The 17,078-nt window shown below is 66.8% G+C and carries 16 protein-coding genes and 1 pseudogene; 15 read left to right on the top strand and 2 right to left on the bottom strand.

Annotated features, from left to right (window positions below):
• The first annotated feature begins 172 nt into the window (after positions 1 to 172).
• The 3 genes from VD659_RS16195 to VD659_RS16185 all read left to right on the top strand — a co-directional run bounded on the left by VD659_RS16195 (position 173) and on the right by VD659_RS16185 (position 2,429).
• On the top strand, positions 173 to 541 hold the full coding sequence (locus tag VD659_RS16195) for a hypothetical protein (RefSeq protein WP_423262075.1): 369 nt from the start codon (positions 173 to 175) through the stop codon (positions 539 to 541).
• A gap of 75 nt (positions 542 to 616) precedes the next feature.
• A complete protein-coding gene (locus VD659_RS16190) occupies positions 617 to 1,876 on the top strand; it encodes an AAA family ATPase (protein WP_423262074.1) in 1,260 nt (419 codons plus the stop codon).
• A gap of 268 nt (positions 1,877 to 2,144) precedes the next feature.
• Complete coding sequence (locus tag VD659_RS16185) at positions 2,145 to 2,429, top strand: hypothetical protein (RefSeq protein WP_423262073.1); 285 nt, start codon at positions 2,145 to 2,147, stop codon at positions 2,427 to 2,429.
• Here the strand turns inward: VD659_RS16185 and VD659_RS16180 are convergent.
• Entirely contained in the window at positions 2,426 to 3,724 is a 1,299-nt protein-coding gene (locus VD659_RS16180) for a recombinase family protein (RefSeq protein ID WP_423262072.1), read from the bottom strand. The genes VD659_RS16185 and VD659_RS16180 overlap by 4 nt on opposite strands.
• On the opposite strand from VD659_RS16180, the gene VD659_RS16175 reads away from it, so the two are divergent.
• The 3 genes from VD659_RS16175 to VD659_RS16165 all read left to right on the top strand — a co-directional run bounded on the left by VD659_RS16175 (position 3,701) and on the right by VD659_RS16165 (position 6,683).
• Positions 3,701 to 4,246, top strand: a complete 546-nt coding sequence (locus VD659_RS16175) for a DNA-processing protein DprA (RefSeq protein WP_423262071.1) — start codon at positions 3,701 to 3,703, stop codon at positions 4,244 to 4,246. The two genes, VD659_RS16180 and VD659_RS16175, sit on opposite strands and share 24 nt — an antisense overlap.
• A gap of 84 nt (positions 4,247 to 4,330) precedes the next feature.
• Positions 4,331 to 5,248, top strand: coding sequence for a phosphodiesterase (locus VD659_RS16170; RefSeq protein WP_423262070.1), 918 nt, complete (start codon positions 4,331 to 4,333; stop codon positions 5,246 to 5,248).
• Positions 5,249 to 5,759: 511 nt separating this feature from the next.
• The gene (locus VD659_RS16165) at positions 5,760 to 6,683 is read left to right on the top strand and encodes a tyrosine recombinase XerC (protein ID WP_423262069.1); all 924 of its coding nucleotides are present in this window, start codon (positions 5,760 to 5,762) and stop codon (positions 6,681 to 6,683) included.
• Between the two features lie 112 nt (positions 6,684 to 6,795).
• Here VD659_RS16165 and VD659_RS16160 read toward each other — a convergent pair.
• Positions 6,796 to 7,254, bottom strand: a pseudogene (locus tag VD659_RS16160) (murein hydrolase activator EnvC family protein); the annotation flags it as partial.
• Between the two features lie 69 nt (positions 7,255 to 7,323).
• Between VD659_RS16160 and VD659_RS16155 the strand changes: the two are divergent.
• The 9 genes from VD659_RS16155 to VD659_RS16115 all read left to right on the top strand — a co-directional run bounded on the left by VD659_RS16155 (position 7,324) and on the right by VD659_RS16115 (position 17,078).
• Positions 7,324 to 8,967 (top strand): sugar porter family MFS transporter, encoded by a 1,644-nt coding sequence (locus tag VD659_RS16155; RefSeq protein ID WP_423262068.1) that lies wholly within the window; start codon positions 7,324 to 7,326, stop codon positions 8,965 to 8,967.
• 204 nt (positions 8,968 to 9,171) lie between these two features.
• Positions 9,172 to 10,197 (top strand): 30S ribosomal protein S2, encoded by a 1,026-nt coding sequence (gene rpsB / locus VD659_RS16150; protein ID WP_423262067.1) that lies wholly within the window; start codon positions 9,172 to 9,174, stop codon positions 10,195 to 10,197.
• Positions 10,198 to 10,265: 68 nt separating this feature from the next.
• On the top strand, positions 10,266 to 11,093 hold the full coding sequence (gene tsf, locus VD659_RS16145) for a translation elongation factor Ts (protein WP_137837581.1): 828 nt from the start codon (positions 10,266 to 10,268) through the stop codon (positions 11,091 to 11,093).
• 118 nt (positions 11,094 to 11,211) lie between these two features.
• Positions 11,212 to 11,934 carry a UMP kinase gene (gene pyrH / locus VD659_RS16140; RefSeq protein ID WP_137837582.1) on the top strand — a complete coding sequence of 241 codons (723 nt, stop codon included), beginning with the start codon at positions 11,212 to 11,214 and terminating at the stop codon, positions 11,932 to 11,934.
• A 62-nt stretch (positions 11,935 to 11,996) separates the two neighbouring features.
• Positions 11,997 to 12,551, top strand: coding sequence for a ribosome recycling factor (gene frr / locus VD659_RS16135; protein WP_137837583.1), 555 nt, complete (start codon positions 11,997 to 11,999; stop codon positions 12,549 to 12,551).
• Between the two features lie 16 nt (positions 12,552 to 12,567).
• Entirely contained in the window at positions 12,568 to 13,524 is a 957-nt protein-coding gene (locus VD659_RS16130; RefSeq protein ID WP_137837584.1) for a phosphatidate cytidylyltransferase, read from the top strand.
• A 49-nt stretch (positions 13,525 to 13,573) separates the two neighbouring features.
• Positions 13,574 to 14,131: a DivIVA domain-containing protein gene (locus VD659_RS16125; protein ID WP_423262066.1), complete on the top strand. Its 558-nt coding sequence runs from the start codon at positions 13,574 to 13,576 to the stop codon at positions 14,129 to 14,131.
• Between the two features lie 239 nt (positions 14,132 to 14,370).
• A complete protein-coding gene (locus VD659_RS16120; protein ID WP_137837586.1) occupies positions 14,371 to 15,996 on the top strand; it encodes an ABC transporter substrate-binding protein in 1,626 nt (541 codons plus the stop codon).
• The gene (locus tag VD659_RS16115) at positions 15,993 to 17,078 is read left to right on the top strand and encodes an ABC transporter permease (protein ID WP_423262065.1); all 1,086 of its coding nucleotides are present in this window, start codon (positions 15,993 to 15,995) and stop codon (positions 17,076 to 17,078) included. Before VD659_RS16120 ends, VD659_RS16115 begins: the two co-directional genes overlap by 4 nt.

The following is a 17,078-nucleotide window of genomic DNA, read 5'->3' as shown; positions in this document are numbered from 1 at the left end:
GGCGACTACCACTGAGATTCAGATCGAAGACAGTTTTCCCTGACCTCTGGCCCACTCTCGAATCCCTGAGAAGCCCGGGATTCCGGGGCTGTCCGACCTTGACACTTTGCGGGACTGGCTTAGTCAGCCAAATAGCCCCTGCCCTCCGGCCCGACCATTGGATTACCGGCAAATGTCCGGCAGAGAAGAGGCCATCGTGGCATATGTACTAACTGACTATCAGGAGGTCACTCGACCCCTGGTAGGCATCTTTCAACTCCGAGACGGTTGGGAGGCGCACCAGATCATCGGGGTAGGTGTCTTCCGTGACATGCACCCCGACGCCCGCGGGAGCGAGAACGTCCCGGCCCCCGTGTTCGCGATGGACCTGACCGATGGCGGGGCGTGGATTCACGATTACAAGACGGAGGTGGCTGAGTCCCACCTTCCCCAGTACGTCGTGCAAGATGCGGAACTCTATGAAGCTGTCTGGCTCGGAGCGGTCCCGGTGGACATGGACGACACGGGCCGTTGGTTCGTCATCGGCGGTGACTCCGAGTGAGCGCCACCGAGATTGACCAGGCCCTAGAACAAGTGGTGGCCGGTTGGCTCCTGACGCTGGCGGAGGCTGATCTACATGACTGAGCCGGATGAGGAAGTCGAGGCCCTGAACGTGGACATCCACCGCCGCGCGCTGGAGTGGGCGGCCAGCCAGCGGGCCAGCGGGAAGAAGGTGGACTACACCTCTCCCGAGTGGACAGCCAGCGCGATGGCGACGCAGGAGGAGGTTGAGGCCGCAACGACTGAGGAGAACCTGGAGAAGCTGCGCGAAGATGTGGCGGCTCTCGATGCCGCTGATCTTGAGGGGGCGATCAAGGCTCAGGTTAAGAAGCTCTATGTGCTGGAAGAGGCCAAGCGCCGCCATGAGGGTGTCAAAGAGGAGGCCATCCTCCTTGTGCCAGAGTCGGATGTCCTGGACCGCCCCGCGCCGAAGTGGTGGATCGAGGGCCTGATCCAGAAGGGCACGGTTGCCGTGTTCGCTGGAGAGGCAGGCATCGGTAAGACCTTTACATCGATCCACTTCTCTCGATGCGTGGCAACCGGCCTGCCTTTCTTCCATCGGCAGGTGTCCAAGGGCACGGTCCTGTATGTGGTGGCCGAGGGTGCGTCCGCTTTCGGCAACCGGATTCGTGCGTGGGACTCCTACCACCACATCACCCCGGCATCCGGCGCAATCAACTACGTGGAGGCCGGAGTGAACCTCTCCGATCCAGCCAGCCTCAAGGCTCTTGAGGCTGTGCTTGATGACCTCCAGCCGGACCTCATCATCCTTGACACGTTCAGTCAGCTAGCCGCGATCGACAATGAGAATGACGCGGCCCAGGTCGCCAAGGTCTTCCGAGTCGCCAAGCAACTCAGGGACCACAAGGACGGCTCAACGGTGATCCTGGTGCATCACGTGAACAAGGGTGCTGGTGGTGTTCGTGGCTCCTCGGTCATTCGGTCCAACGCTGACACGGTGATCGTTGCCAAATCCGGCAAGGGTGAGGACTTCTACCTCACCACCGAGATTGGACAGGACGGCAAGCAAAAGGATGGAGCACCGCTCAAGCTCGAAGGCTTCCACCTGATCGACCACAACGGAAGCGCCGTGGTCACGATGTCAGAGCCGGATGCGGACCCGGACCTAGTTAGCCTCCGGGACCTCTTCTCCGATCGGCTCACGCACACCAAGGCGGAGGCACAGCGCGCCGCGGGACACCCCAAGGCCGACAGCCGGGACAAGGGCTATCAGGCCTGGAACCGGAAGTGGAGGAAGTGGACCGCTCCGGACACCGCAATCCTGGTGCCCGGTGACGAGAAAGACACATGGGCGCTACTCGAACTAGCGAGATGACTTCCGAGATAGGGAGTGGTCTAGTGACGTTTATATAAACCGTCACCAGATCTAGTGACACAGTGAGGCCCCTCAGGGGTCCACTTCCGAGATGACTTCGGAGATGGAAACCTCTGTCACACCTGTCCCTGAGCGGGAAGTTAGCAAAATCCATGTACAACAACCGGCTTTTCCGCCGCGTTCCCGTGGCTGGCAGTTTGCTGAGAATCAATCAAACTATTATATAAACTGATTGATTGTCAACTAATTTCGATGCAACGCTTTGGACATGACGAAATCGAATCCTGACCCCAAGCCCACACCCGACCCCGAGCCGCTGATTGGCGTGGTGATGCCGCCCCGCCCATCCCCGAAAGGGCAACCTGCCCGTGACCTCCTCGCGGAAGCCGACGCCTTCCTGGACCAGTCCGTCAAAGTCGGTGGCAAGTGGAAGAAGCTCCGAGACTTCACCGCGGAGGACTGCGAAGCAAAAGCGCGCGAGCTGCGACTAGAGGCCAATGCGGAATTGATGGCCGCGGACCTCTTCCAGACCGCAGCGAACTCCAGGGCCTAGACCTCTTCGAACACCACTCGTTCGAAGTTGTTCCGGCCCTTATTCACGATGATTCGGAACGTGGAGCGCACAGCCTCGCGTTGCTTGTCCAGGCCCAATGCTGACCAGTAGGCGGGCCACGCTGCCAGCGCTTCCTCCTCCTCCGGCCCCCACGGACGCTCATCCCTGAGCGCCCACCATTCGCCGCGCACGGCCTCCACGAGTCCCCCTCGGCTGGCGGCTGCGCGCTCGGCATTGATCCGTTGTTGGATGGCATCCGCGCGTTTGCTGATGTCCCCAAGTTGCTTCCGGATGAGCGCCATATCCGCGCCGTCCATCATCGCCACCTCCTGCACCTGCGCACGCTGGCGGGCGATGGCGGCTGACTCACTGAGGAGCGCTGTCAGGTCAGCACTAACCGCGTTCTCCTCGGCCTCGGGATGCTCGACAACCCACATGAAAACCTCTTCCGCAATCCGGGCATCGAGTACGGAGGAAGTGATGTAGACGTGATTCGTGGCGGCGCTACAGATATAGCCGTTGGTGTGCTGGAGCTTGGCACCGCACACTCCGCACGTGGCAATGCCGGTGGCAACCCACTTGACGGCTGAGCCGGGTGAGGTCTTCCGGGCTGGGTCAGTCAGGATCGCGCCGACCTCATCGAAGAGGTCTCCGGGCACCAGGGGAGTGACCGCGGTGGACGGCAGGAATACACCCTTGTGCTTGACCATGCCCTTGTAGGCGGCATTGGTCAGCATTTCGCGGAGTCGCACCGGGCGAATGTTCATGGTGATTGCCGTGCTCCGAATCGAGCCACCGGCCTTGATCTGGTCGAAGGCCCAACGGACCAACTTTGCCTCATCCTCGCGAGGCGTCATGTTGTCGGATTCATAGCCGTAGCGCCTCCGCCCGGGGACCGGCTTGCCCTGAGCCACCCGGGCGTCGTTGGCGCGCTTCTGGCGCTCACCCTTCCGGCGAGTCTCGAAGCGGGCAATACCGGTCAGCATCGTTGCCCTGAATTCGCCGTCTGCTGTGGTGAGGTCAATCTCTCCGTCCACGGTCAGCACTGCTACCCCGGTAGCCGTGAGGGATACCAGGTCAGGCATCGACCGGAGGAGCCGGTCAATGTCCACGGCTACGACAACATCGAACTTCCCGGCCTCGGCGTCTGCCAGCATCGCGGCCCAGCGCGTACCGATGCTGCGGTCTTTGCTGGCGCTGGTGTCGTTGTCTCGATAGTCTCCGGCTACGGTCCAGCCGCGGGCTTCAATCAGCTTGCGGGTGCGGGACACTTGGCGGTCGATGCCCTCGGCCACGTCCTCAGACTGGCGGGCATAAATGGCCGCGCGCTTGACATTTTCACTCACAACTATATCGTACGGTTCTGCCAGCGCAACCGGCTGATCGCGGCCGCCAGCGACGCCACCGTGGTGGTCGAGGCGGGCCGGCGGTCCGGTTCGCTCAATACCGCGGGCCATGCGGCAGCGCTGGGCCGTCCGCTCGGAGCGGTTCCCGGCCCGGTCACGAGCGTCACCTCGGCGGGTTGCCATCGGCTGCTGCGGGAGTTCGATGCCGTGTGCGTCACCTCGGCGGCGGATGTCGTCGAACTCGTGCTCGGTCCCTCCGATCTCGTCGAGCGATCCTGGGCGGAACAACCGCCGGAGCGAGGTGCCGACTTCACACGGGTGCTCGATGCGCTGAGCCGGCGATCGGCTCGGACGGTCGCGGAGCTGGCGAAGATCAGCGGGATGTCGTCGCGGTCGGTGGCGGTCACGCTGGGCGCGCTGTCGCTGGAGGGTGCGGTGACGGAGTCTCCGACGGGATGGCGGCGCTCGTGATGTCTCCCACGATTCCGAAACTGTTCGGCCGGCGTTGGCGCACGCCGGGCTGTGTGCCTGTGCGAGTCTGCGAAACTGGGACGCATGTCTCAGTACGGCGAGCCCCTGCACACGATCGTCCACATCAGCGACACCCATTTCCTGGCCGACAAGAAGCCTCTGCATGGAGCGATCGACACGGATGCGACGCTCACCCGAGCGCTCCGCCAGCTCGAAGCGTCTGGCATGCGCCCCGAACTCCTGGTGTTCACGGGAGACATCGCCGACCTGGGCGAAGACGATGCCTACCAGCGCATCCGCTCGATCGTCGACCCGGCGGCGGAACGCCTGGGCGCCCGCGTGCTGTGGGTCATGGGCAATCACGACGACCGGGGCCGGCTTCGCACCCAGCTCCTCGACGAGGCGGCGGCGACCGAACCCGTGGTGTCGAGCTTCCGGCTCGGCGGTCTGCGGGTCATCGCGCTCGACTCGACCGTTCCGGGCTTCCACCACGGGGAGCTGTCGGCCTCGCAGCTCGACTGGCTGCGCGCCGAGCTCGCCGAGCCCGCGCCCGAGGGCACGATCGTCGCGCTGCACCACCCGCCGGTGCCGACCACCATTCCGCTGATGCCGATCCTCGAGCTCCAGCGGCAGTCCGATCTCGCCGAGGTCATCGCGGGCAGCGACGTGCGGGCGATCCTCGGCGGCCACCTGCACTACTCCACCATGAGCATGTTCGCGGGCGTGCAGGTCTCGGTCGCCGCAGCGACCTGCTACACGATGGACGTCGCTGCGGCGCGAGGCCGCCTCACCGGCCTCGGCGGCGGACAGTCGTTCAACATCGTGCATGTCTACGATGACCGCATCGTGCACTCGACGGTGCCGATCGGCGATTTCCCGGTGGTCTCCGGCTTCGACAACGAGTTCGTCGACCGGGTGTACGCCCTCTCCGAGCCCGAACAGCGCGAGGCCTTCTCCCGCCAGCAGCCGCCCATCAGCCAGCCCCTCCCGCCCACCGAGTAGCGGTCCACCGCCGTTCGCTCGCCCGAGGCCGCCCATCAGCGGGCCTCTTCCGTCTACCGTGTAGTCCGAGACTTCTCCCGACAGAGGCCGCCCATCAGCCGGCCTCTTCCGTTTACCGCTTAGCGCGAGTCTTCTTCCATCAGCCAGCTCCTCCCTCCCACCGAGTAGCGGCCCGCCGCCGTTCGCTCGCTCGAGGCCGCCCATCAGTCAGCCTCTTCCGCTCACTGGGTAGCGCGGGCCTTCTCCCATCAGGCCACCCCCTCCCACCGACTAGCGTTACACCGCCGTTCGCTCACGCGTAGTGGGCGACTCCGGCCAGGCGCCGTGGCTGGTCCGTCGTCGAGTTGTCGAGCGCGGGGAGTCACTCCGTGCGGTCCCGTTCTCTTCGGCGACGCGTCGCGTCCGCGAGGCCAGTCGCGGGGCCGGCCGGCATGGCTCCACGACACAGCGGCGGGCCGGCGCTGGGCGCGGCGCGGCGGCCTGGTGAGGCGGGGCGGGGCATGCTGGGGGCATGAGGATCTCGGAGGCGCGGGCGGAGTACGAGCGCTACCTGCGGCTCGAACGAGGGTATTCCGACCACACGGTGCGGTCTTACGGCTCCGATCTCGCCGATCTCGACGCCTTCGCCGCGCAGCGCGGTGTCGCCGAGGTGAGCGGACTCGAGCTCGAGCTCTACCGGGACTGGCTCTGGGCAGCCTCCCAGCGGGAGCTCGCGAAGTCGACCCTCGCGCGACGCGCGGCCTCGGTGAAGACGTTCTCGGCGTGGCTGCGCCGCAGCGGGTTCGTCGAGGTCGACGCCGCGACCCGCATGCGCGCGCCCCGGCCTGATCGCACTCTCCCTCGTGTGCTCTCGGGCGACTCGATGGCCTCCGTGCTCGAGGGGCTGCAGGCGGCAGCCACCGAGGGCGACGGCGAACCGGTTCCGGTGCGCGACCTCGCCCTCGTCGAGCTGCTCTACGCCTCGGCTCTCCGCGTGTCCGAACTCGTGGGCATCGACCTCGACGACCTCGATCTCGACCGCCGCACCGTTCGCGTCGTCGGCAAGGGCGCGAAAGAACGCGTCGTGCCCTTCGGCGGCCCGGCCCACCTCGCGCTCGCCGACTACCTCGCGCGAGCGCGCCCGCTGCTGCTCGCCCGCCGCTCCGGCGACTCGTCGACGCCGGCCCTCTTCCTCGGCGCCCGCGGTGGACGGCTCGGAACCCGCGCGGTCTACGAACTCGTGGCCCAGCTGCTCTCGGCGGTGCCCGGGGGCGGCCCCGCCGGGCCGCATGCCTTCCGTCACACGGCGGCCACCCATCTCCTCGACGGCGGCGCCGACCTGCGCGCAGTTCAGGAGATGCTCGGGCACGCCAGCCTCGGCACGACCCAGATCTACACCCACGTGACCGTCGAGCGCCTGCGCGCCTCGTACCAGGCGGCGCACCCCCGCGCCTGAGCTGGGCGGCCGCGGCGGATCGTCGCCCGAGCGATCCCGGCACCGATGCGGTGCCGAGCGGCAGCAGCACGGCTCGTGGGATCTCGCCCACGAGGCCGCGCGGATTCACGTACCGGCCGTCGCGGCGAACGCCGAAATGCACGCATCCGGAGCAGTGTCCGCCGCCCGACACGACGCCGAGCACCTGTCCGGGCGCCACCGGGTCGCCCACCGCGACCGAAGGCGCGACCGGTTCGAGGGAGGAGCGCAGGCCACCGGGGTGGTCGACGGACACGAGCGTGCGGCTGCCCACCGGCCCGGCGAACACCACGATCCCTTCGGACGGGGCCAGCACGGGCGTGCCGACGGCGGCCCGAAGGTCTGTGCCGCGGTGCCCCGCGGCATAGTCCGACGCCGGTGCGACGAACTCCGCCACGACCTGCGCCGGTGCGTCGACCGGCCATCGCCACCGAGCTGAGGCCCCGGCGGCCCGTGCGCCTCCTCCGTCGGCATCGCCGGCACCGCCGGCCCCGATCGAGCCCGCGCTGGCGGGCGCACCCCCGGCGGCAGAGATGATCGCGACGGCAGCCATGACCACCAGTACGTGCGCTGCGAGTGAGCGGAGGAATTCCATGGCGCCACCCTGCCGTGCCGCGCAGCCGTGCGGCCCGTCAGATCAGCGATTGTGCAAGAACCGTGCCAGGATCAGAACGGTGGAGGAGTAGAGGACATCGTCTTCCTCCACGGTGATCACGCAAGAGAACACGCAGCACGAAGCACCACCTGCACAGGTACTAAGGAGTACGCCATGTCCGCCACCGATTCCGGACGCTCCCGCTCGAGCGTCGAAGACCCGAACGTCGCGAAGAAGCTCCGTCGCAAGGTCATCGCCCTCTCCATCGCGGCAGCCCTCGGTGGCTTCCTCTTCGGTTTCGACTCGTCCGTGATCAACGGCGCGGTCAAGGCCATCGAATCGAACTTCAACCTCGGCGACCTGCCTCTGCTCAGCGGCTTCACCGTCGCATCCGCTCTGCTCGGCTGCGCGATCGGCGCCTACTTCGCCGGACGCATCGCCGACCGCATCGGCCGCATCCCGGTGATGCTCATCGGCGCGGGGCTCTTCCTCGTCAGCTCCATCGGCTCGGGCTTCGCCTTCGCCGTGTGGGACCTCATCCTCTGGCGCGTCATCGGCGGTCTCGGCATCGGCATCGCGAGCGTCATCGCGCCGGCCTACATCGCCGAGATCGCACCGAAGGCCGTGCGCGGCGGCCTCGCCAGCCTGCAGCAGCTCGCCATCACCCTCGGTATCTTCGCCGCCCTGCTCTCCGACACCCTGCTGCAGGCCGCGGCCGGCGGGGCCGACCAGCCGCTCTGGTTCGGCGCCGACGCCTGGCGCTGGATGTTCGTGGCCTGCGCCGTCCCGGCCATCGTCTACGGCCTGCTGGCCTGGCGACTGCCCGAGTCGCCTCGCTACCTCGCCGGCAAGAACCGCAACGACGACGCCCGCGACGTGCTCACGAGCGTGATGCCGCAGGACGAGGTCGACTCGGCGCTCGCAGAGATCGAGCAGTCCCTCAAGGAGGACCGCGAGAACGCCCGCACGGCCAGCCTCCGCGGCAAGATGTTCGGCCTGCTCCCCGTGGTCTGGGTGGGCATCCTGCTGTCGATGTTCCAGCAGCTCGTGGGCATCAACGTGATCTTCTACTACTCCACGAGCCTGTGGAGCTCCGTGGGCTTCGACACCGGCAACTCGAGCACGAGCTTCACCATCTCGGTCGTGACGAGCATCATCAACGTGGCGGTCACCTTCGTGGCCATCTACTTCGTCGACAAGGTGGGCCGCCGCCCGCTGCTGCTGACCGGATCCGCCGGCATGGTGGTCTCGCTCGGTGCGATGGCTGTCGCGTTCTCGCAGGCCGTGGTGGTCGACGGCGCCCCGCAGCTGCCCGGTGCGTGGGGCCCGATCGCCCTCGTCGGCGCCAACCTCTTCGTCATCTTCTTCGGCGCCACCTGGGGCCCGATCGTCTGGGTGCTGCTCGGCGAGATCTTCCCGAACCGCATCCGCGGCAAGGCGCTCGGCATCGCGGCGGCCGCGCAGTGGCTCACGAACTTCGCCATCACCGAGACCTTCCCGGCGCTGTCGGGCTTCTCGCTGGCCTTCACCTACGGGCTGTACACCTTCTTCGCCCTGGTGAGCTTCGTGTTCGTGTTCTTCGCGGTGCCCGAGACGAAGGGCCGCTCGCTCGAGAGTATGGACAGCCTGAAGGTCGTCCGCAAGCGCGATCGCGAAGTGCAGCCGCAGTAAGAGCGGTGTTATGATTCTCGGAGCACCCCGCATGCCGGGGTGACTACGCGTGCCCATTCGGCCACCACATCCCTTCGGTCCTCCTCGAAAGAGGGGTTCAGGATGCGTGCCGGGCACCAGGATCCGCGGCCACCGTCGCGGAGAAACCGAGAATGGCAATCCCCGAACCCCGGTTCGGCGTGCGCCGAGAACAGGAGAACGGCCATGGCCGTCGTAACCATCCGCCAGCTGCTCGACAGCGGCGTGCACTTCGGGCACCAGACCCGCCGCTGGAACCCGAAGATGAAGCGATTCATCTTCACCGAGCGCTCCGGCATCTACATCATCGACCTGCAGCAGTCGCTGGGCTACATCGACAAGGCCTACGACTTCGTCAAGGAGACCGTCGCGCACGGCGGCACCATCCTCTTCGTCGGCACGAAGAAGCAGGCCCAGGAGTCCATCGCCGAGCAGGCGACCCGCGTCGGCCAGCCCTACGTGAACCAGCGCTGGCTCGGTGGCCTCCTCACCAACTTCCAGACGGTCTCCAAGCGCCTCGCTCGCATGAAGGAGCTCGAGGAACTCGACTTCGAAGACACCTCGAAGAGCGGCTTCACCAAGAAAGAGCTGCTCATCAAGAAGCGCGAGCTCGACAAGCTGCACAAGTCGCTCGGCGGAATCCGCAACCTCACCAAGACGCCGTCGGCGCTGTGGGTCGTGGACACCAAGAAGGAGCACCTCGCGATCGACGAGGCCAAGAAGCTGGGCATCCCGGTCATCGGCATCCTCGACACCAACTGCGACCCCGACGAGGTCACCTACCCCATCCCGGGCAACGACGACGCGATCCGCTCCGTCGCCCTGCTGACCCGCATCGTGGCCGACGCCGCCGCCGAGGGCCTCATCCAGCGCCACCAGAAGCCCGAAGAGGGCGACGCCCCCGCCGAGCCCCTGGCCGAGTGGGAGCGCGAGCTCCTGCAGGCTTCGGAGAACCCGCAGTCGGAGGCCGAGAAGATCGAGGCCGTCGACGGTGAGATCTCGGGCGAGGTGAACACCGAGGCCGTTGCCGAGGTCATCGCCGCCGAGACGCCCGTCGAGGAGAACGACGCCGACGCGCAGGCCGAGGCCGACCTCGCTGCGATCACCGACGAGACCCTGGTCGTCGAGCACCACGTGGTGAGCGACGCCGACGCCGAGGCGAAGCTCGAGGCCGAGGCCACCGAGGCCGAGAAGGCTCCCGCCGCCGAGTAGTCGCCCGCCGTTCACACGTGGACGGCATGCTGACACCGACACCAACTTTTCAAGGAGTTTGAACAAACATGGCAACAATCAGCCTGGCTGATGTCAAGGCGCTGCGCGAGCAGCTCGGAACCGGCATGGTCGACACCAAGAACGCCCTCGTCGAGGCCGACGGCGACATGGAGAAGGCCGTCGAGATCCTGCGTCTCAAGGGTGCGAAGGGCAACGCAAAGCGTGCCGACCGCTCCACGAGCGAGGGCCTCGTCGCCGCCAAGCAGGGCGACGGCGCCGCGACGCTGATCGAGCTCGCCTGCGAGACCGACTTCGTCGCCAAGGGCGACAAGTTCATCGCTCTCGCCGACGGCGTGCTCGACGCGGCCTTCGCGGCCGGCGCCACGACGGTGGAAGAGGCCCTGGCCGCTCCCGCCGGCGACAAGACCGTGGCCGACCTCATCAACGACGAGGCCGCCATCCTGGGCGAGAAGATCGAGCTCCGCCGCATCGTCCGTCTCACGGGCGACGCGTTCGAGATCTACCTGCACAAGACCTCCAAGGACCTGCCCCCGCAGGTCGGCGTGGTCGTCGCCTACTCCGGTTCCGACGCCGAGACCGCTCGCTCCATCGCGCAGCACATCTCGTTCGCCGACCCGCAGTACCTCTCCCGCGAAGACGTGCCCGCCGAGGCCGTCGAGAAGGAGCGCGCGATCGTGACCGAGATCTCGAAGAACGAGGGCAAGCCCGAAGCGGCTCTCCCGAAGATCGTCGAGGGTCGCGTGCAGGCCTACTTCAAGCAGGTCGCCCTGCTCGAGCAGGACTACGCGAAGGACAACAAGCTGTCCGTCGCGAAGGTGCTCGCGGATGCCGGCATCACGGTGACCGGATTCGCCCGCTTCAAGGTCGGCGCGTAATACTGTAGAGAACACGAGAAAGGGCTCGGGTCGATTGACCCGGGCCCTTTTCTCTGCCCGCGGCGGGTGCGCGGGGACGATAACCTGATGACGGGTACGACGAAGGGACGCATGACGGATGTCTGAGCCGGACGAGAAGCGCAGAGTTCTACTGAAACTGTCCGGAGAGGCGTTCGGGGGAGGCTCCCTCGGGGTGAATCCCGACGTCGTCAGCAGCCTGGCCCGCGAGATCGCCGAGGCCGCGCGCGAGGTCGAGGTCGCGATCGTGGTCGGCGGCGGCAACTTCTTCCGTGGCGCCGAGCTGTCGCAGCGCGGCATGGACCGCGGGCGTGCCGACTACATGGGCATGCTCGGAACGGTGATGAACGCGCTGGCCCTGCAGGACTTCCTCGAGCAGGCCGGTGCTGAAACGCGTGTGCAGTCCGCCATCTCGATGACCCAGGTGGCCGAGCCCTACATCCCGCGCCGCGCCATCCGTCACCTCGAGAAGGGCCGTGTCGTGATCTTCGGCGCCGGGGCGGGGCTGCCCTACTTCTCCACCGACACCGTCGCCGCCCAGCGTGCGCTCGAGATCCATGCCGTCGAGGTGCTCGTGGCCAAGAACGGTGTCGATGGCGTCTACTCGGCCGACCCTCGTGTGGTGGCCGATGCCGTGAAGCTCGACAAGCTGACCTACAACGAGGCCCTCCAGCAAGGACTCAAGGTGGTCGACTCGACCGCGTTCAGCCTCTGCATGGACAACGGGATGCCCATGCACGTCTTCGGCATGGAGCCGGCCGGCAACGTGGCCCGGGCCATCCGGGGCGATCGCATCGGCACGCTGGTGGCGACGAGCCACTGAACAGGAGCCTGCGGGCACCACTGACTACACTGGACACCACAGATCCACCGAAGGAGTTCCCCGTGATTGCGGATGTACTGGCCGACGCGACCGAGCGCATGAACAAAGCCGTCGAGGTGGCGAAAGACGATTTCTCCACCGTGCGCACCGGGCGGGCGAACCCCGCGCTGTTCCAGAAGATCATGGTGCCCTACTACGGCACCCCCACGCCGCTGGCCCAGTTGGCGTCGCTGCAGAACCCCGAGGCGCGCACGCTCATCGTGACGCCCTACGACAAGGGCGCCCTGCGCGACATCGAGCAGGCCATCCGCGACGTACCGAACCTCGGCGCCAACCCCACGAACGACGGCAACATCGTGCGCATCACGCTGCCCGACCTCACCGAGGAGCGCCGCAAGGAGTACGTGAAGATCGTGCGCACCAAGGCCGAAGACGGCAAGGTGTCGATCCGCAACATCCGCCGCAAGGCCAAGGACGACCTCGATGCGCTGAAGAGCGAGGTGGGCGACGACGAGGTCTCGCGCGGCGAGAAGGAGCTCGAGCAGATCACCAAGAAGGCCGTCGACTCGATCGACGACGCCCTGAAGCGCAAGGAAGCCGAACTCCTCGAGGTCTGACCTCGACCGGCACCCCATGACCCACGATCCGGGAACCCCGCGCACGCCGCCCGCCCGGCGGGGCCGGCCGCTCTCGCGGGCCGACATCCAGGCCCAGGTGCGGGCGCGCCGCGAGCAGTTCGAGGAGGCCAACGAGAAGATCACGGCGCGCTCGGGCCGCAATCTGATCTCGGCGATCGCGATCGGCGTGGTGCTGGCCGCGGTGATGGTTCTGAGTCTCGTGCTCATCAAGGAGATCTTCCTGGTGCTCGCCGCCGCCTTGGTGGCGTTCGGCACGCTGGAGCTCGCAACCGCTCTGCGGCACGCGGGCATCCATGTGCCCCGGATCCCGGTGATGGTGGCGGGCGTGGCCCTCGTGCCGGCCTCCTACTACTGGGGCGCCGAGGGGCAGTGGCTCGTCTTCGTGGGCGGGGTCGTGCTCGTGGCGCTGTGGACGGTGGTCGAGCGCGTGGCGATGCCGCGGCTCCCGGATGCGCAGGGGCTCGTGCACGACCTCGCCGCAGGCGTCTTCGTGCAGGTCTACGTCTCGTTCCTCGGGAGCGTGGCGGTGCTGCTCCTCTCGCAGGACGGCGGCCAGTGGTGGGTTCTCTCCTTCATCGTCGTCGTGGTGCTCACCGACGTCGGGGCCTATGCGAGCGGGCTGAACTTCGGCAAGCATCCGATGGCCCCCACCATCAGCCCGAAGAAGACCTGGGAGGGGCTCGCGGGCGCCGTGGTCGTGGCGCTCATCGGAGGAGTTCTGCTCGCGATCTTCGCCCTGGGGCAGCCCTGGTGGTTCGGTCTCATCCTCGGTGCGGTGATCGTGACCACGGCGACCATCGGCGATCTCTCCGAGTCGCTGCTGAAGCGCGACATCGGCATCAAGGACATGAGCTCCTGGCTCCCGGGCCACGGCGGCTTCCTCGATCGGCTCGACTCCATCCTCCCCTCCGCTGCCGCCGCCTACGTCCTCTGGGTGGTCTTCGCGAGCTGAACACGCGGTTCGGGCGAAGTTGCCAGCCAATCGTTGGCACAATAGGAACGTGAGCGTACCCTTCCCCCGCACCCGCAATTCGAGTCTCGGCTACGACGTGACCGAGGTCGACGAGTTCCTCGCGCAGGCGCGGGTCGCCTACGACGAGCGTGCTGCCGAGGGGAACGGCGCCGTGCTGACCAGCGAGGTGGTGCGGAGCAAGGCCTTCTCGATGACGAAGGGCGGCTACTACGCCCCTGCCGTCGACGCCGCCCTGGAGCGGCTTGAAGACGCCTTCGCCCTGCGCGAGCGCGACCGTGCCTACCAGGCCGCGGGCGACGAGGCCTGGTTCTCGAGCGCGCGCTCGCGGGCGGCGGAGATCCTGGCACGCCTCGAACGGCCCGAGCGGCAGAAGTTCGCGAAGGCGGGATTCCTGCAGGTGGGCTACCACACCAAGGACGTCGACGCCTTCGTGGCGTACCTCGTCGAGTACTTCCGCGCCGGAGCAGACGTGACGGTGACGGATGTGCGCACGGTGGTGTTCCGCTCCAAGCGCGGCGGCTACCGCGAGTCGCAGGTCGACGCCGTGCTGGATGCCGTGGTCGACGTCATGCTCGCCGTGCGCTGATTCATCGCACTTTTTGCGCGTTGCGTGGCACCCCGTTTTCGCGAGGATTTCGAGCGTCTCGGAGAGAATTCGCGCGTGAACATTTCAATCTTGTAAAGATGACCCTCTTCCGCGGGTAACCCCTTTGGGTCACAGACACCTGTTGTGTTAGCTATGTCTCACAGCAAAGCCCGGGGTGCGCGATCAGTCGCGCCTGCCGTGCCTATCGCAACACGGATCAGGAAGAGGTATCGACGGATATGACATCCGCAACCACATTCACGCGGCGCACGCTCGCCGTGGCAGCCGGAGGAGCCGCCTTCGCCCTCGTGCTCGCCGGGTGCTCCGCCTCCTCGGGCGGTTCGACGTCGAGCGCCTCCGACGCGATCGTCGTCGGCACGACCGACAAGGTCACCACCCTCGACCCCGCGGGCTCCTACGACAACGGCTCCTTCGCCGTGATGAACCAGGTCTTCCCGTTCCTCATGAACACCCCATACGGCAGCCCCGACGTGCAGCCCGACATCGCCGTCAGCGCGGAGTTCACGGCCCCCACGGCCTACACCGTCAAGCTCAAGCCGGGCCTCAAGTTCGCGAACGGCAACGACCTGACCTCCTCGGACGTCAAGTTCACCTTCGACCGCGACATCGCGATCGCCGACCCCAACGGGCCGTCCTCGCTGCTCTACAACCTCGCGAGCGTCGACACCCCCGACGCCACCACCGTCGTGTTCAACCTGAAGAACCCCGACGACCAGGTCTTCCCGCAGATCCTCTCCAGCCCCGCCGGCCCGATCGTCGACGAGCAGGTCTTCTCGGCCACCGCGGTCACGCCCGACAAGGAGATCGTCGACGGCAAGGCCTTCGCCGGCCAGTACACGATCACGAGCTACGACTTCAACAACCTGATCTCGTACGCGCCCTACGACGGCTACCAGGGTGTGCTGCCGAAGGCCGTCTCTCCGATCAACGCGAAGTACTACGCCGACTCGTCGAACCTCAAGCTCGACGTGCAGGAGGGCAACATCGACGTGGCGTTCCGCAGCCTCTCGGCCACCGACGTCGCCGATCTGTCGACCAACGACAAGGTGAAGGTGTGGGACGGCCCCGGCGGCGAGATCCGCTACATCACCTTCAACTTCAACACGCAGCCCTACGGCGCCACCACCGCCGAGGCCGACCCGGCGAAGGCCCTGGCCGTGCGCCAGGCCGTGGCCGACCTGATCGACCGCAAAGAGATCGCCGATCAGGTCTACAAGGGCACGTACACGCCGCTCTACTCCTTCGTTCCGGCCGGACTCACCGGCGCCACCGAGGTGCTGAAGAGCGAATACGGCGACGGATCCGGCGGCCCCTCGGTCGACAAGGCCAAGGCCGCACTCACCGCAGCCGGCGTCACCACGCCGATCGCGCTGAACCTGCAGTACAGCCCCGACCACTACGGCCCTTCCTCGGGCGACGAGTACGCGCTGATCAAGAGCCAGCTCGAGACCTCGGGCCTGTTCACGGTGAACCTGCAGTCGACCGAGTGGGTGCAGTACGCGAAGGACCGCACGGCCGACCTCTACCCGGCCTACCAGCTGGGCTGGTTCCCCGACTACTCCGACGCCGACAACTACCTCACGCCCTTCTTCCTGAAGGACAACTTCCTCGGCAACCACTACGACAACCCCACGGTCAACGACCTGATCCTCCAGCAGGCGTCGACGGCCGACCCGGCCGCTCGCCAGAAGATCATCGAGGACATCCAGGCCAAGGTGGCCGCCGACCTGTCGACGGTTCCCTACCTGCAGGGCTCCCAGGTCGCCGTGGCGGGAACGAACGTCTCGGGCGTCACGCTCGACGCCTCGTTCAAGTTCCGCTACGCCCCGCTCACCAAGGGATGACCACCGCACTCCTCCCGAGTGACGCACCGTCGCCGGTCGCCCCCACGCCGAAAAGCGCTGGGGGCGGCCTCGGCCGTTACCTGCTCGTGCGGTTCCTGCTGATCTTCCCGACCATCTTCATCCTGGTCACGCTCGTCTTCATCCTGATGCGCAGCATCGGCGACCCGATCACGGCGGCCCAGGGCGGTAAGCTGCCGGCCGACCAGTTGCAGGCGCTCATCCACGCCGCCGGCTACGACCGCCCGGTGATCGTGCAGTACTTCGAATACCTGGGCCAGGTGTTCACCGGAGACTTCGGCAACACCCTGAGCGACAACCGTCCCGTCACCCAGGTGCTGCTCACCTACGGCGGGGCGACTCTCGAGCTCGCCTTCTACGCGCTCATCGTGGCCTTCATCGTGGGAATCCCGCTCGGGATGCTCGCCGCGTACTTCCGCGACCGCTTCCCGGATGCGGCCCTGCGCATCTTCGCCATCCTCTGCTACGCCACCCCGGTGTTCTTCGCAGGGCTCCTGCTGAAGCTCGTCTTCTCGGTCTGGCTGCAGTGGCTGCCGGTGGCCGGCCGCGCGTCGACGCGCACCGAGCTCGCGATGCAGACCCTGCCCAACAAGACCGGCATCTACCTGATCGACGCGATCGCGCTCGGCAATCCGGCGGCCGTCGGCGACGTTCTCGCGCACGCCGTGCTCCCGGGCATCGCGCTCGGGCTCCTCACCGCCGGGGTGTTCCTCCGCCTGGTGCGCACGAACGTCATCGGCACGCTCTCCACCGACTACGTGGACGCCGCGCGCTCACGAGGCGTCAGCGAGTACCGGCTCGTGCGCAAGCACGCCTACAAGCCCGCCCTCATCCCGATCATCACCGTGATCGGCCTGCAGATCGCGCTCCTGCTCGGCGGGGCCGTGCTGACCGAGACCACCTTCGAATGGAAGGGCCTCGGCTTCCAGCTCGCGGCCTACCTCGCCTCGCGCGACTTCGTGGCCGTGCAGGGCATCGTGGCGCTGCTCGCCGTCATCGTGGCCGTGACGAACTTCGTCGTCGACGTCATCGCGGCCCTCATCGACCCGAGAGTGAGGTACTGA

Origin of the sequence: Herbiconiux sp. 11R-BC, from assembly GCF_049472555.1 — a bacterium.
In the GTDB taxonomy this organism is placed as follows: domain Bacteria; phylum Actinomycetota; class Actinomycetes; order Actinomycetales; family Microbacteriaceae; genus Herbiconiux.
This window is presented reverse-complemented; position numbering and strand designations above follow the sequence as displayed.